12 protein-coding genes are annotated in these 14,630 nt (G+C 43.0%); 11 read left to right on the plus strand and 1 reads right to left on the minus strand.

Going from position 1 to position 14,630, the window contains the following annotated elements; translation table 11 throughout:
• Positions 1-81: 81 nt before the first annotated feature.
• Positions 82-1,314, plus strand: coding sequence for a cytochrome P450 (locus V6668_RS14255; protein ID WP_338708748.1), 1,233 nt, complete (start codon positions 82-84; stop codon positions 1,312-1,314).
• Positions 1,315-1,415: 101 nt separating this feature from the next.
• On the opposite strand, the gene V6668_RS14260 is transcribed toward V6668_RS14255, so the two are convergent.
• The gene (locus V6668_RS14260) at positions 1,416-2,855 is read right to left on the minus strand and encodes a DHA2 family efflux MFS transporter permease subunit (protein WP_338708948.1); all 1,440 of its coding nucleotides are present in this window, start codon (positions 2,853-2,855) and stop codon (positions 1,416-1,418) included.
• Between the two features lie 282 nt (positions 2,856-3,137).
• Between V6668_RS14260 and V6668_RS14265 the strand changes: the two genes are divergently transcribed.
• From V6668_RS14265 to V6668_RS14310, 10 genes are all read left to right on the plus strand, one after another.
• The gene (locus V6668_RS14265) at positions 3,138-3,743 is read left to right on the plus strand and encodes a TetR/AcrR family transcriptional regulator (RefSeq protein WP_282321527.1); all 606 of its coding nucleotides are present in this window, start codon (positions 3,138-3,140) and stop codon (positions 3,741-3,743) included.
• Positions 3,744-3,788: 45 nt separating this feature from the next.
• Positions 3,789-4,322: a GNAT family N-acetyltransferase gene (locus V6668_RS14270; RefSeq protein ID WP_338708749.1), complete on the plus strand. Its 534-nt coding sequence runs from the start codon at positions 3,789-3,791 to the stop codon at positions 4,320-4,322.
• Between the two features lie 73 nt (positions 4,323-4,395).
• On the plus strand, positions 4,396-5,070 hold the full coding sequence (locus V6668_RS14275) for a response regulator transcription factor (RefSeq protein WP_282321525.1): 675 nt from the start codon (positions 4,396-4,398) through the stop codon (positions 5,068-5,070).
• The gene (locus V6668_RS14280; RefSeq protein WP_338708750.1) at positions 5,067-6,437 is read left to right on the plus strand and encodes a HAMP domain-containing sensor histidine kinase; all 1,371 of its coding nucleotides are present in this window, start codon (positions 5,067-5,069) and stop codon (positions 6,435-6,437) included. Before V6668_RS14275 ends, V6668_RS14280 begins: the two co-directional genes overlap by 4 nt.
• A gap of 217 nt (positions 6,438-6,654) precedes the next feature.
• Positions 6,655-7,641, plus strand: coding sequence for an alpha/beta hydrolase (locus V6668_RS14285; protein ID WP_338708751.1), 987 nt, complete (start codon positions 6,655-6,657; stop codon positions 7,639-7,641).
• Positions 7,642-7,834: 193 nt separating this feature from the next.
• Positions 7,835-8,755, plus strand: a complete 921-nt coding sequence (locus tag V6668_RS14290) for an alpha/beta fold hydrolase (RefSeq protein ID WP_051447070.1) — start codon at positions 7,835-7,837, stop codon at positions 8,753-8,755.
• Between the two features lie 39 nt (positions 8,756-8,794).
• Complete coding sequence (locus V6668_RS14295; RefSeq protein WP_422395260.1) at positions 8,795-10,252, plus strand: alpha/beta hydrolase family protein; 1,458 nt, start codon at positions 8,795-8,797, stop codon at positions 10,250-10,252.
• 32 nt (positions 10,253-10,284) lie between these two features.
• Positions 10,285-12,372, plus strand: coding sequence for a serine hydrolase domain-containing protein (locus V6668_RS14300; RefSeq protein ID WP_338708753.1), 2,088 nt, complete (start codon positions 10,285-10,287; stop codon positions 12,370-12,372).
• Positions 12,373-12,534: 162 nt separating this feature from the next.
• Complete coding sequence (locus V6668_RS14305; RefSeq protein ID WP_036608200.1) at positions 12,535-13,209, plus strand: response regulator transcription factor; 675 nt, start codon at positions 12,535-12,537, stop codon at positions 13,207-13,209.
• Entirely contained in the window at positions 13,206-14,567 is a 1,362-nt protein-coding gene (locus tag V6668_RS14310; RefSeq protein WP_282321521.1) for a sensor histidine kinase, read from the plus strand. The genes V6668_RS14305 and V6668_RS14310 overlap by 4 nt, the downstream gene beginning before the upstream one ends.
• Positions 14,568-14,630: the final 63 nt, after the last annotated feature.

Below are 14,630 nucleotides of genomic sequence, written 5' to 3' on the forward strand. Positions count from 1 at the left end.
TAAAATGGAATCAGGTGCTGAACTGTCAATTCAGGTACCCATGTAACCAATCACGAAACTATGCTGAGAGGTGGATTCCAAATGTATAAAGAAGTGATACGTGTTGAGGACATCACGGGGTTTCAGTCCAGATCTGAAGAGTTTTTCCCACTTCACTGGTTTCGAAAAATGCTGTCTGAGCATCCAGTGTATTATCACGAAGATACAGACACATGGAATGTGTTCAGATACGATGATGTGAAGCAGGTCCTCAGTAATCATGAGTATTTTTCGGCCGAAGGAACCCGGACGACCGTTGCCGTTGGAGCAAAGAACAATGAAGGCACACCTCCAGACAAATTAAACATATCAAGTATCGATCCTCCCCGTCATCAAAAAAGTCGTTCGTTGTTATCCGCTGCTTTTACACCGCGTAGTCTGAAAAACTGGGAGCCACGAATTCGCAACATTGTAGAGCAACTGGTAGCCGATATTGAGCCAAATACGACCATTGATATTGTTCAAGCGTTGGCCGCTCCACTGCCTTCGATGGTTATGGCCGATCTGCTTGGCATCCCTCTTACAGACAGCCATCGCTTCAAGAACTGGGTAGATATTCTGTTTCAACCCATCAATCCCAAGACGGCTGAGGAGAGTGAACTGAAAAAGCAAACTGCAGCTCAAGAGTATTATCAATTCCTGTATCCTATTGTGGTTCATAAACGGACTCATCCTGGTGAGGATATCATTACCGATCTGTTGAACGTGGATGTTGAGGGGGAGAAGTTCACGGAGGATGAGGTTGTTCGCACGACCATGCTTCTGCTTGGAGCCGGTATAGAGACAACGAGTCATATGGTTTCAAATACGTTCTATTCCTTCCTCTACGATGACCCGAGCTTGTATGGCCAACTCAGGCAGAACCCCGAATGGGTTCCGCTCGCAGTGGAAGAAATGCTTCGTTATAGGTTCCATAATGCCAAGCGGCATCGGACAGTAAAGCAGGATAATCAACTGCTCGGAGTGGATTTGAAAAAAGGAGATGTTGTCATCTCCTGGATGAGTGCAGCCAATATGGATGAGCAGATGTTTGAAGACCCCTTTGAGCTGAATATTCATCGTCGGAATAACAAAAGACATCTTACCTTTGGTAATGGCCCACACTTTTGTCTAGGGGCCCCGCTGGCAAGAATGGAACTAAGCATTGCCTTGACAGCATTTGTGGAGAAGATTGCTCGGATTGAACCGGTGGAGTCCTTTGATCTGGAGAATAATCTGGCCACTTCAGCTCCGGGGCAGTCGTTGACCCATCTGCCAGTGAAGATCGTTGGGTAGAGGGAAAGGTTCATACGGGATACAACCTAAAAAGCGGCAGATCAGACGTAAACGTCTTGATCTGCCGCTTTGTTATGCAAGCAAGTATGAGGCTGGACACCTTAATTTGAATTCATGGAAACTTTTTGTCTTACCACCTGTTTGATTTCTTCCTCTTTGGCTTGTTTGGTGCGTTTGATAAAGAAGGAAAGGACCAATCCCACAACAGCGATACCGATGATAACAACATAAGCATCATTGATACCCTGGATCATGGATTCTGTAGCAAGCTGTTTTTGACTGAGACCATTGGCTGCACCAGTCGCCATCATATCCTGTACGTGCGCTGTTGTACGGGAGGTCATGACACTTACGAGTAATGAAGTGCCTACAGCACCAGCCACTTGTCTGACGGTGTTGGAGATAGCTGTACCGTGTGCACCAAGTCTTGGTGGCAGTTGGTTAAGTCCCGCAGTCTGAATCGGCATCATGAGCAGAGCCATACCAATTCGGCGGCCGGTAGACATTAATACCAGGTAACCATAACTGGTTGAATCCGTTAAGTCGATGAATCCAATTGTTGTCACGATGGTGATCACCATCCCGATAACGGCGAGCCATTTCGCTCCAAATCGGTCAAACAATTTTCCGGCTACTGGCATCAGGAAGCCCATGACAAGAGCACCCGGAAGGAGTAATAATCCGGACTCCAGTGCAGTGTAACCACGTGCGTTCTGGAGATACAAGGGAAGCAACATCATGTCAGCATACATGATCATTGTAATCGCGATACTAATGACCGTGGTCAAGGAGAACATGTTGTATTTGAATGCCCGCAGATCAAGCAGCGGAGTTTCAGAAACGAGCTGTCTCCATGTAAACAGGGCAAGAGAAACAATCCCAGCCGCAATGCAGATAAGAACTTCTGCACTTGACCATCCCAGACTTCCTGCTCTGCTGAAACCATAGAGCAATGCGCCAAATCCGATCGTGGACAGCACCACACTGATTGTGTCGAACTTTGTGTTGACCCGATCGGATACATTCTTCAGGTATACAAACGCAAAAGCAATGACAATAAGAGTTAATGGAATCATGCCGTAGAACATCGTTTGCCAAGAGTAGTTCTCGAGAATATAACCGGCAAGGGTAGGCCCGATTGCAGGGGCAAAAATGATGGCAAAACCAACCATACCCATTGCAGATCCTCGTTTTTCAGGAGCAAACAAGGTCAAAATAACGTGCATTAAGAGCGGCATGATAATGCCGGCACCCGCTGCCTGAATCATACGTCCTGTCAGCAGTGTGCCAAAGTTATCTGCAAGAGCAGATACGATAGTACCAATCAGGAAAATAAACATGGAAGCTTGGAATAATTGCTTGGTTGAAAAGCGTTGCATGAAGTAGGCCGTAATGGGGATAAGCACCCCGTTCACCAGCATGTAACCTGTCGTTAACCATTGTGCAGTTGCGGCGGAGATGTTAAAATCACCCATCAGTTCCGGTGTAGCAACACTCATGATCGTTTGATTCAACGTTGCAAGGAAGGCTCCCAAAATCATGATAAACAGGATGGGGCCTTTCTTTACGGATAATTCTTCTTGTACTCTAGCCTGACTCAATCCTTTTCATCCTTTCAATCCACACGTGACTAAATTTACAACGTGTTGTATAGTTTACATTGTATTTATTGAATTATATACATATTCGGACAGATTACAATTTACGTTATGACGTGTTTTCGTTGTTTATTTTACAAATAAAATGAATTTGTTGTGTAAATCAAAAATAAACGACTGATTGTTTAAAATTGTAATGTTTAAAATTTGATAGGAGGGATACACGTGAAAGACGAGAAGAAATCAGCCGTGGACCCAAGAATATTGCGAACACGTCAGTTAATTCGAGGTGCATTTGTTGAATTGCTGCAGGAAATGGATATTGAGAAGTTGTCAGTCAACAAAATTGCCGAACGAGCGACGATCAATCGGGTAACCTTCTACCTGCACTATCGTGATATTACGGATATGATGGAGAAGATGGCCGACGAGATGATCGAGAATATTCAACGGATCGTGGATGAATATGCCCCTCATTTTGAGAAACAAAGGACGGAAGAGGCTTGGCCTGTTCTGGTCAAGTTACTGGAACATTTTGCAGAGAATGCCTCGTTCTATCAGGTGGTTCTTGCTACAAAGCGCACACCGATTTTTACCGAACGACTGCTCAAATTGTTAAGTACGCTGGTCAAAGCCAAAATTGATCGGGTAGAGATGGAAGATGAACTCGAAGAATCCGGCATTCACAAAGAAATCGCAATATGGTACGGTTCTTCGGCTCTGATTGGAACCATCGTTGCCTGGTTGCGTAATGATATGCCATATTCACCTCATTTCCTGGCGAAACAATTCTCGTTGATTCGCTCGTACTCTTATAATGACCTGATATAATCATGCTACAATTGCATCTAACGTTAATAGAGGAGGAATAATGTGATGAAATATAGTGCAGAACGTATCTATGTGAGATTTTGGAATGTGGATGATGCCTCATTGCTTCTGGATCTACAGGTTCGCAATCGTGCGGAAATCGAGAACATATCAGCAAGTGATCGGGACGAGTTTTTCTACAGCTTGGAAGGGCAAAGGTCACTCATTGAGAGCTGGAACAAGAAGAGAGAAGAAGGAAATCGCTATTCTTTTGGTATTTTTCTACATACAACGGATGAACTCGTCGGTGAAATTTCTTTGTTCGAGATCATACTGGATTCTACCCCAAAATGGATCCTTGGTTATGTGACGGATACTCTGCATCAAGGAAAAGGATATATGAGCGAAGCCCTGCAATGTGTAATGGAATTTGCCAAACACGAAACTGAAATTACTCGAATCGAAGCTGGCGCTGTGCCCGATAATACAGGTTCCATCCGTGTCCTTCAAAAAGCAGGATTCAAGGAGAATGGGTCACAGCCTGTGCCAATCCAGGGAACGTTGAAAGAACATACGATGTTTGCTGTGGATATACTATAAGCAAGATGTTTTAATATTTACTATACAAGTTGGACTATATATTTAAACGTAACGGAGAGGACAGAAAAAACATATGGCTACTATACTCGTTGCAGACGACGATGCGAACATTCGTGAACTCGTCTGTCTATTTCTCAAAAACGATGGATTCACAACAGTGGAAGCTGCGGACGGTAAGGAAGCTCTCACTATATATGGCGAAACTCCAGTGGATCTGGTCGTCCTTGATATTATGATGCCTGTCATGGACGGATGGGCACTGTGCAAAGAACTCCGAAGAGCCAATCCCGACCTCCCGTTACTCATGCTGACGGCGAGAGGCGAGACTTGGGAGAAGGTGAAAGGATTCGAACTGGGTACGGATGATTATTTGACCAAACCATTTGATCCATTAGAGCTGACCGCTCGTGTCCGAGCATTACTGAAACGATACAAAATCGGCTCCACACACACAATCCAGTTTGGCAACGTCATTCTGGACCGTCAGACGTATAAGGTGATGAGAGGTGCAGAGTCGCTTACGTTACCACTTAAGGAGTTCGAATTGCTGTATAAGCTTGCTGGAACACCAGGACAAGTCTATACACGTGAGCAATTAATCGATCAGATATGGGGTATTGATTACGCGGGAGATGATCGAACAATAGACGTACATATTAAACGCCTGCGCGAACGATTCGCAACTACACCTGATTTTCGGATTGAAACGGTGCGTGGGCTAGGGTACAGACTTGAGGTCTATGAATGATCAGATCCTTATATATTCGTGTTGTTCTGACCTTTCTGGTGTCAGTCATCACAGGCACGATTATTTCATTTTTTATGTCAACCTGGATGTTCGAAGATCAATTGAATGAAAATGCTCAAATTAACATACGCAATTTTGGCCAGGACGTTGTGCAGATTTATAAGACGCTGCCTGATGATGAAGCAGAATCATTCGTTAGTAGAATGAAACAACTTGATTCGTATCATATTCGAATTTATGATGCAACGGGCAATTTCCAGTCTTATGGGAAGCTTAACGAACATAAATCATCCCCCGTATCGACGGATCAACTCAAGAAGGTGTTAAACGGAGGGGTTGTGCAGGACACACCTAAAGGTATCGCTACCGTTCTTTTGGGGCTACCGATCAAGACGGAAACGGGTACAAGAGCGATGTTTCTAGAAACACTCTCACCGCCCTCAGCCTCTTTTGTGGTCCAGTTTGGCTTGATTTTTGCAAGCTGTTCCTTGATTGTAGGAAGTTTGTTGATTGTGGTTGCTTCTGTATATCTGGTTAGACCGATCAAAAAATTGACCAAAGCGACCAAACGGATTGCAGCTGGAGATTTCAACGTCAAGTTGAACATTAAACAAACGACGGAGATTGGTACATTGGCCCGCAGCTTTGAAGAAATGATGCATGATCTTCAGCAGTTGGAGCAGATGCGCAGGGAATTCGTTACAAATGTTTCGCATGAGGTTCAGTCTCCGCTCACCTCGATATCCGGTTACGCTTCAGCACTGAAGCAAGTAAATCTCTCAGAACAAGAACGAAACCGTTACCTGGATATTATCATCTCAGAAGCAAAAAGAATGTCCAAAATGAGCGATAGCCTGCTGAAGCTGAGTTTGCTTGAATCGCAGTCACAGCAAGTACGGCTCACCACCTTAAGCCTTGATGAACAGATCAGGCGGGTCATCGTGGCGCTTCAGCCGCAATGGTCTGGGCGCAACATTCATTTCGAGCTTGATTTGGAGAACGTGAAGGTAACGGCTGATCACGATCAGTTAAATCAGGTATGGACAAACATCATCGGAAATAGCATCAAGTTTTCCGAGGATGGCGGTATGATTAAAGTCAGTATCGAAGAGGACTTCAAAAATGTGACTGTTCGAATATCCGACACGGGCATTGGAATTCCCCTGGAAGATCAGAAGCGTATATTCGACCGTTTTTTCAAGGCAGATCGTTCCCACAGCCGCAAATATGACGGGAGTGGTATGGGACTTGCTATCGTTAAACAGATCGTCTCCCTTCATCAGGGTGACATCCAAGTGGAAAGCGAACCTGGTCAAGGCACGACCTTTATGATCACGTTGCCCATCCATCCACCAACCGATAGTTAGATTCACAGGATAGGTGAATGAATTAGAATATCCATCGGAGTATCTAGACCGAATTATCATGTCATGTGTAACATGCAAGCTTCCTTGTATGTTACACATGGCATTTTTTTTGCTTGTTCATACTCCGTTCATATTATGGTCATGGGGAGTACATCTTCGTTGGTTAGGCTTTTATTAGCAGCCTGTTAGGCCAATATACAGATGAGGATAGGAGCAGATGAATGTGAATCAACAAGCAGAGAATGAAGTACAAAGTAAAAGCAAAATAAAGAAAGTGTTAAACATCTTGTTTAAAGTGTTTGCCGCAATCGTTATCGTAATCCTACTTTTTGTAGCTACCGTATATACCGTTAATAAAATCAGTAGTTATTCGGAGCAAAAAAGAATGGAGCCGTATGGTCAACATGTATCCGTAGACGGGAAAAATATGAATGTATTCATTCAAGGCGAAGGCGAGGAAACGATTGTACTTCTGCCGGGTTTTGGAACAGCGTCACCTGCACTTGATTTTAAGCCACTTATTTCAGAACTATCCCCCTATTATAAAGTCGTTGTGGTTGAACCTTTTGGTTATGGATTGAGTGATCAGACTGACAAGGAACGCAGCACAGCAAATATCGTAAGTGAAATCCACGAAGCGCTGCAAAGTCTACATATTGATCGGTATATTCTCATGGGTCATTCCATTTCGGGGATCTATAGTCTGGATTATGTGAACAAATATGCAGATGAAGTAAGTACATATGTCGGGCTGGATAGCAGTGTTCCAGCGATTAGTGAACAGAAGGTTGAAGCATCAGAAATCGTACCGATTACATGGTACCGTAACTTGGGTTTCCCACGTTTGCAATTGAAAATGAGTGATGATCCATATGCTGGGCTACCGTATGATGAACAAACCAAAGAACAATTGAACATTTTGATACAAAAGAACATGTTTAATTCAACTCAATTAAACGAGATTGTAAGCATGTATTCCAATTTTAAAGCAGCTGAACAGTTAACGTTCCCTGTTAATCTTCCGGTTCTTTTCTTTGTTCAAAAGAATCATCCGGCAGCAGACAATTGGGTTCCGGAACACGAGAAGTTAATAGAGAACTCTGTGCGTGGTGAAGTGGTGCTGCTGGAAGCAAATCATTATTTGTATCGTTCCCATGCCAAAGAAATTGCTGAAAAATTCAGGGGATTTATGACGCAGCAGTAAATATAAATGAATTGGCTTGTTCATATTCAGTTCATATTGACGTCACGGGGAGTACATTTTCATTGGATAAGATTTCATTAGCAGCAAAAAAGACAATCGAACTATCAGTTCAGGACAGGAGAAGATAACACTGACGACGCAGCCAGCGGAAAAGAAAACAAAGAATAGATCAAAGGCCAAAAAAGTGAGAAACATGATACTGAAAATAGTAGGAGCAATCGTAATCGCCATTATTCTATTTCTAGGTATTGTTTATATCACCAATGTGATCAGTAGTAATTCAGAGGCCAAGAAAATAGATTCCTATGGTCAGCATGTATCTGTAGACGGGAAAAATATGAATGTACTCATTCAAGGTGAAGGCAAGGAAACGATTGTACTTCTGCCTGGTTTTGGAACAGCAGCACCAGCGCTTGATTTTAAACTGCTCATTGACGAACTATCACCATATTACAAAGTTGTGGCGGTTGAGCCATTCGGGTATGGGTTAAGTGATGCTACTGAAAAAGAACGAACCACAGAGAATATCGTAAGTGAAGTTCATGAAGCTCTGCAGCAACTCGATATTCATCAGTACATGCTCATGGGTCACTCCATTGCAGGCATTTATGGCATTGATTATGTGAACAAATATCCGGATGAGGTCACGGCATTTGTCGGAATTGATAGCAGTGTTTCAACACAACCGGGTATGGATGCCAAATTACCTACTAAAACGTTCGCATTTCTTAAAAAATCAGGTCTCCAAAGATTGGTGGTCAAATTTAGTAGTGACCCCTATGCTGGACTCGCATTTGATGAACATACCGTAGAGCAGATGAACATGCTGTCGAATAAAAACTCGAACAGTTCCACGACTTTGAATGAGATGGACCATATTGCTTCCAATTTTAAAGGAGCTCAAGGTTTAACCTTCCCTAAAGACCTGCCACTTCTTCTCTTTGTACAAGCGAATAATGAAGGTGTAGAAGGATGGATACCGCTGCATGAAGGGCAGATCAAAGATTCAGTACATGGGAAAGTAATCACCATGGATGGCGAACATTACTTGCACCATACGTTATTCAAAGAAATAGCTGAAGATGTTAGAGCATTCATGAACGAAGCGAAATAATAATTCTGTAAAAGTCCGTGATGAGAGAGAGGAATTCAATTGAGATTATTTGAGATACTGTTAGTTCTATCCTGTTTCGCGTTACTCATAGACCTACTATTTATTAAAAGAAGTGCAAAGAAAATAGGTTTGGGTTTGGGTATAGGAAGTAGCGTTATATTATTAGTTCAATTGTTTGTTGAGGGATACAGATGGCAGTTGCTTTTGGTATATATCATGACGGCTCTATTCATAATCATCGTTTTATTCAGACATTCCGATAAGATGGCGGATCTTAAAATAGGGAAGTTCTTGAAATATAGTTTATCTTCCTTAATCGTTATTCTGCTTGTTGGTTCTACCGTCTTGTCTGTATACTTACCTGTTTTTAATCTGCCGAAGCTTGATGGTCCAGAGAAGGTGGGTACTCAAACATTTCATTTAACAGACCAGAACAGAGACGAAATCTTCACTGAAGATCAAAGCGATAAGAGAGAACTAATGGTTCAAGTTTGGTACCCAACTGAAAACAGCAATAATAACAAGCGTGACACGCTGTTTCCAAAAGATAAAGAAATGTTCAAAAAGTATATTCAGAGCTTCTCTAATTCTTTAAAACTGCCCGAATTTTTGCTCGACTACTTGAAGTATAGTCAAACCAACTCTTATGAAAATGTTGAAATATTACCTTCTACAAATCCTTATCCCGTGGTACTACTATCTCATGGTATGGGAACCAGTAGAGTTCTACATGTATCACAGGCCGAGAATCTGGCCAGTCATGGGTATATCGTGGTCACCATCGATCATACGTATAGCACCTTTGCTACTCTTTTTCCAGATGGCCGTGTAACGGATTATAAAAAAAGCACGACTACACTAGATGAACGTACAAAAACAGGGAGTATATGGACGAAAGATGTGGAGTTTGTAATCGATCAAATCGAAAAGCTGAATTCAGGTGCAATCGAAAGTCAGTTTAAAGGGAAAATCGATCTAGATCACATCGGCGCGATGGGGCATTCTTTTGGGGGTGCAACCGCGTTTAATGCAACGTATTTAGATCAGAGAATCAAGGCCGGGGTTAATATGGATGGGTCACTATATGAAGTGGAAAATAGAGATGATATAAACAAGCCGTTTATGTTCATCCGATCGGGAAGTTTTGAAGACTGGTTCGCCAACTTTGAAATAGATAGAAATTCGGATGATGAAGTAACTAAATCTCTTTCAGATGAGCTGCACATTATGAAAAATGTTATGAATCATGGGGGAAAAGTGATCTATGTAGAAGGAACCCAGCACTTCAATTTCACGGACCTTCAGTTCTATTCAGAGCTGGTTAAACTGTCCGGTATCACAGGAGATATCAATGGTAAAAGAGGATCAAACATCGTAAATCAATATGTACTCGATTTCTTTAACAAGCAACTGAAAGGAACGGGTGGAGATCTCATTCAGGGACCAAACGACTTGTATCCGGAGGTGAAATTTGTAGACCCAGAAGAAATCAAATAACCAAAACACTTAAAATTCAGGAGATGATGTGAATGGGACGACAAAAGGGAAAACGCACTTCAATCGCCGTGTTAACGCTGGCATTAACCATGTTAGCTCCAATGTCTGCAATGGCTGCGCCTACTACAAGTAGCAGTGATCATACGTATGAACCAACCAAGAAAACGGTGATGGAGAAAGCCAAGTTACTCACTGAGAAACATGGAATCACAAGCCTGCAATATGCCCTTATCGATGGTGGCGAGATTGTGGTGTCCGGTCAGACGGGCAAAAACGATAAAAACAACAAGGTGCCTCTTACGCCGGATACGATCTATGGCATAGGATCAACGAGTAAAATGTTCCTCACAGCTTCTGTTATGAAGTTAGTTGACGAAGGCAAGGTGGATTTGGATCTGCCTGTTGTGAACTATATACCTGATTTTCAGATGAAAGATCATCGCTACAAACAAATCACACCACGCATGCTGTTGAATCATTCTTCCGGTCTGCTGGGAGGCACGGGCAGTAATGCCACATTGTACGGGGATAATGATACGTACTCACATGATACGTTTCTGGACCAATTGGCAAGTCAAAACCTGAAGGCAGATCCGGGCGCGTTCTCGGTGTATAGTAACGATGGGTTTACGTTATCCGAGATTATGGTTGAACGTGTTAGCGGCATGAGTTTTACAGCTTTTATACACCAATATTTTACGGAACCTTTGGACATGAAACATACCAAAACACCGCAGGATGTGGTTGACACGTCAGCAATGGCGGGAATCTATTCTCCTATGTATGAGGGTCAGCTTCCACAAGAGAATTATAATGTTATCGCTACTGGAGGCATTTATTCCACCGCTGAAGATCTTGCGAAGTTTTCACAAATCTTCACGGGAGAGGTCCAAGGCATTCTTACCGATAAGTCTGTAGAAGCCATGGCGCAAGAAGAATACAAAAAAGGCATGTGGCCAGAGGGTGGCGATACGTCTATATCTTACGGATTAGGGTGGGATAGTGTAAATCTGTACCCATTCAGTGAATATGGTATCAAGGCAGTAACAAAAGGTGGGGATACCATATCGTATCACTCATCATTAGTCGTACTGCCGGAATATAATCTGGCTGCAGCCGTTACCTCATCAGGTGGGACAAGTGCCAAAGATCAGTTCATTGCGAGTGAATTATTACTCAGCGCACTTGAGGAAAAGGGCATTATTACAGAACGGAAGCCGGAAAAATCGTTTGGTGTTCCAGTGAAGGCAGATATACCTAAAGAAATAGCCACGAATGCAGGTATATATGGCGGCAATAATTCAGTTAAGAAGATCGAAATGAATACGGCTGGACAAATGACTGTATCCACACCCGCAGCTCCAAGTGATCCGGCTCAAAAATACACCTATACAGCAGATGGTACTTTTGTTAACGATGAAGGCACGGAAAAGTTGAAATTTGTTAAGGAGAAGAATGGAAGGACTTATCTGTGGTATCGATCTTATATATCCTTACCAGGACTTGGACAATTGGCTTTCTCCGAATATAAAATGGAGAAGCTGGAAGCCAATGAATTATCCCAGGATATTACGGCCTCATGGGAGCAACGTGAAGGTAAAAAATATTACCTTCTGAATGAGAAATATACATCAACGGTTTATCTCAATTCGGCACCAATTCTCCCTATTCATTTGGACAAAGAGACGCCTGGGTATGTATCCAATACTAAGATTATTGGAGCAAACGAAGCAGTCACGGAGCTGCAAATCCCTGGCCTGGCTGGACGTGATACAAAGGAGATTTATTTTGCTAAAAAGAACGGAGTAGAGTACATTACAGCCGTTGGTAGCATATACGCCAGTGAGGAAATGGTACAACCACTCTATTCGGGTAAACAATCTCTAGCAACGATTCAAGCAGACGGATATGCCAGATGGTTTTCGATACCAGCAACGGTGAAAGGAAAACTCATGACGGTTAAAATGCCTGCAACTGGCGCCTTTGCCGTATATGATCAGAAGGGTATTTGTATTAATCACACCGTAGTCAGCGGTAAGACTGAGGTTGTTTTACCAGAAAACGGCCGCATTGTATTTGCAGGTGACGTGGATTCCACTTTCGAAATTTCATTAAAATAGATGTTGTGCCGTAGTTAGTTTTATGAAAGAAACTAAGAAAGCAGCCGATCAAAGTAATCGGCTGCTTTTGTTCAATTTAACTATAATTAGTTTGTCACTTCAGTTAGAAATCTTCGCTCTTACTCAACTGAAGAATTATTCTTTTTTAGGAGAGTGGAAACGATGCCTACGATATTGGTTGCTGACGACGATGCGAACATTCGCAAACTCGTCTGTTTATTTTTGCGCAACGACGGATTTACAACCATCAACGCCGTAGACGGAAAGGAAGCCCTGGCTATCTATACCTCCACGCCAGTCGATTTGGTTATTCTTGATATTATGATGCCAGTCATGGACGGTTGGGCATTATGCGAGGAACTTCGAAGAGCCAATCCGGATCTTCCGTTACTAATGTTGACGGCAAGAAACGAGACCTGGGAGAAAGTACAAGCATTTCAGCTCGGGACAGATGACTATATGACGAAGCCATTCGATCCGCTTGAGTTGATGGCTCGCGTCAAGGCACTGTTGAAACGATACCGTATAGGATTAACGCAGACCATCCAATTAGGAAACGTTATTCTGAACCGGCAGACTTATAAGGTCCTGAGGGGTACAGAGTCGTTCACCTTGCCGCTTAAAGAGTTCGAATTATTGTATAAACTTGCTGGATTACCGGGACAAGTCTATACGCGGGAGCAATTAATCGATCAAGTTTGGGGAATTAATTATACTGGCGATGATCGAACGATAGACGTGCATATTAAACGTCTACGCGAACGTTTCGCAGCTATCTCCGATTTTCGTATCGAAACGGTGCGGGGACTTGGCTACCGGCTAGAGGTGCAAGAGTGACCGGCTCCCTCTATACACGTGTAGTCCTGACCTTTCTGGTCTCCGTGATTGGGGGCACAATCCTTTCTTTTCTTGCTACAACCTGGATATTTCAAGATAAATTAAACGAAAACTTACAAGGCTCCTTGCTTGACTTTGGCCAGGATATCGTCCGCATCTACGAGACATTGCCGTTACATGAAGCAGAAATGTTTATAAGTGAAATGAAACAACTCAATTCCTATCACATTCGAATCTATAAAGCAACGGATCAATTCCAATCCTACGGAGAACTTAAAGAACAACATCCTTTCCCGGTGACGACGGAACAAGTGAAGAAAGTGCTGGATGGGGAAAGGGTCCAATTCAATGGGATCGATACGTTCTTCTTGGGATTGCCGATAAAAACTGAAATGGGAAGCAAAGCAATGTTTGTAGAGCCCCTCACTTCCTCTTCCACCTCATTTCTCATCAAGTTTGTTTTAACTTTTATGATTTGTTCGTTAATAGCAGGAAGCCTATTGATACTAATTGCGGCTATGTTTCTGGTGAGACCGATCAAAAAGCTGACAGAAGCGACCCGGCTTATAGCTGCCGGAGATTTCAATGTCAAGCTTAATATTAAACAAAAGGGTGAGATAGGTGCTCTGGCTCGTAGTTTCGAAGAAATGATGCACGATCTAAAGCAGCTTGAGCAGATGCGTAGGGAATTCGTAGCAAACGTGTCCCATGAAGTTCAGTCTCCGCTCACTTCCATTTCCGGTTTTGCTATAGCGCTCAAGCAGGTAGACCTCCCGGATGACGAAAGAAGCGATTATCTCGATATTATCATCACTGAAACTGCAAGAATGTCCAAAATAAGTGATAGTCTGCTAAAGCTGAGTTTGCTTGAATCTCAATCATTGCAAATGCGGCTCGCCACGCTCAGTCTGGATGAACAGATCAGACAAGTAATCGTCGCTATTCAACCCCAATGGTCGGCCCGTAACATTCAGTTCGATCTTGATTTGCAGCCCACCAAAATCACGGCCGATCATGACCAGTTAAATCAGGTGTGGATCAATATCTTCGGCAATGCCATCAAATTTTCCGAAGATGGTGCCCGAATTAACGTCACGATCAAACAGAATATCAAGAACGTGACGATCCGCATATCGGATTCGGGTATTGGTATTCTCCCGGAAGACCAAAAGCGTATATTTGACCGCTTCTTTAAAGCTGATCGTTCCCACAGTCAGAAATATGAAGGAAGCGGTATGGGACTAGCTATTGTAAAGCAGATCGTCTCGCTTCATCAAGGGGACATCCGGGTGGAGAGCGAATATGGACGAGGAACGACCTTCATAGTCATCTTGCCAATCACAACACCCACAGAGTGATTGGATTTCATGCCTTCTCAAAGCTATGACGCCCTGTATAAACCTCCTTGCGTATGATGATGC

Source organism: Paenibacillus amylolyticus, assembly GCF_036894225.1.
Lineage (GTDB): Bacteria > Bacillota > Bacilli > Paenibacillales > Paenibacillaceae > Paenibacillus > Paenibacillus amylolyticus.

Excerpts from the sequence above, each read along its gene's own strand:
- V6668_RS14300 (WP_338708753.1), top strand. The coding sequence starts at position 10,285 with ATGGGACGACAAAAGGGAAAACGCACTTCAATCGCCGTGTTAACGCTG.
- V6668_RS14275 (WP_282321525.1), top strand. The coding sequence starts at position 4,396 with ATGGCTACTATACTCGTTGCAGACGACGATGCGAACATTCGTGAACTC.
- V6668_RS14285 (WP_338708751.1), top strand. The coding sequence starts at position 6,655 with ATGAATGTGAATCAACAAGCAGAGAATGAAGTACAAAGTAAAAGCAAA.
- V6668_RS14290 (WP_051447070.1), top strand. The coding sequence starts at position 7,835 with ATGATACTGAAAATAGTAGGAGCAATCGTAATCGCCATTATTCTATTT.
- V6668_RS14280 (WP_338708750.1), top strand. The coding sequence starts at position 5,067 with ATGATCAGATCCTTATATATTCGTGTTGTTCTGACCTTTCTGGTGTCA.
- V6668_RS14255 (WP_338708748.1), top strand. The coding sequence starts at position 82 with ATGTATAAAGAAGTGATACGTGTTGAGGACATCACGGGGTTTCAGTCC.
- V6668_RS14260 (WP_338708948.1), bottom strand. The coding sequence starts at position 2,855 with ATGATTTTGGGAGCCTTCCTTGCAACGTTGAATCAAACGATCATGAGT.
- V6668_RS14305 (WP_036608200.1), top strand. The coding sequence starts at position 12,535 with ATGCCTACGATATTGGTTGCTGACGACGATGCGAACATTCGCAAACTC.
- V6668_RS14270 (WP_338708749.1), top strand. The coding sequence starts at position 3,789 with ATGAAATATAGTGCAGAACGTATCTATGTGAGATTTTGGAATGTGGAT.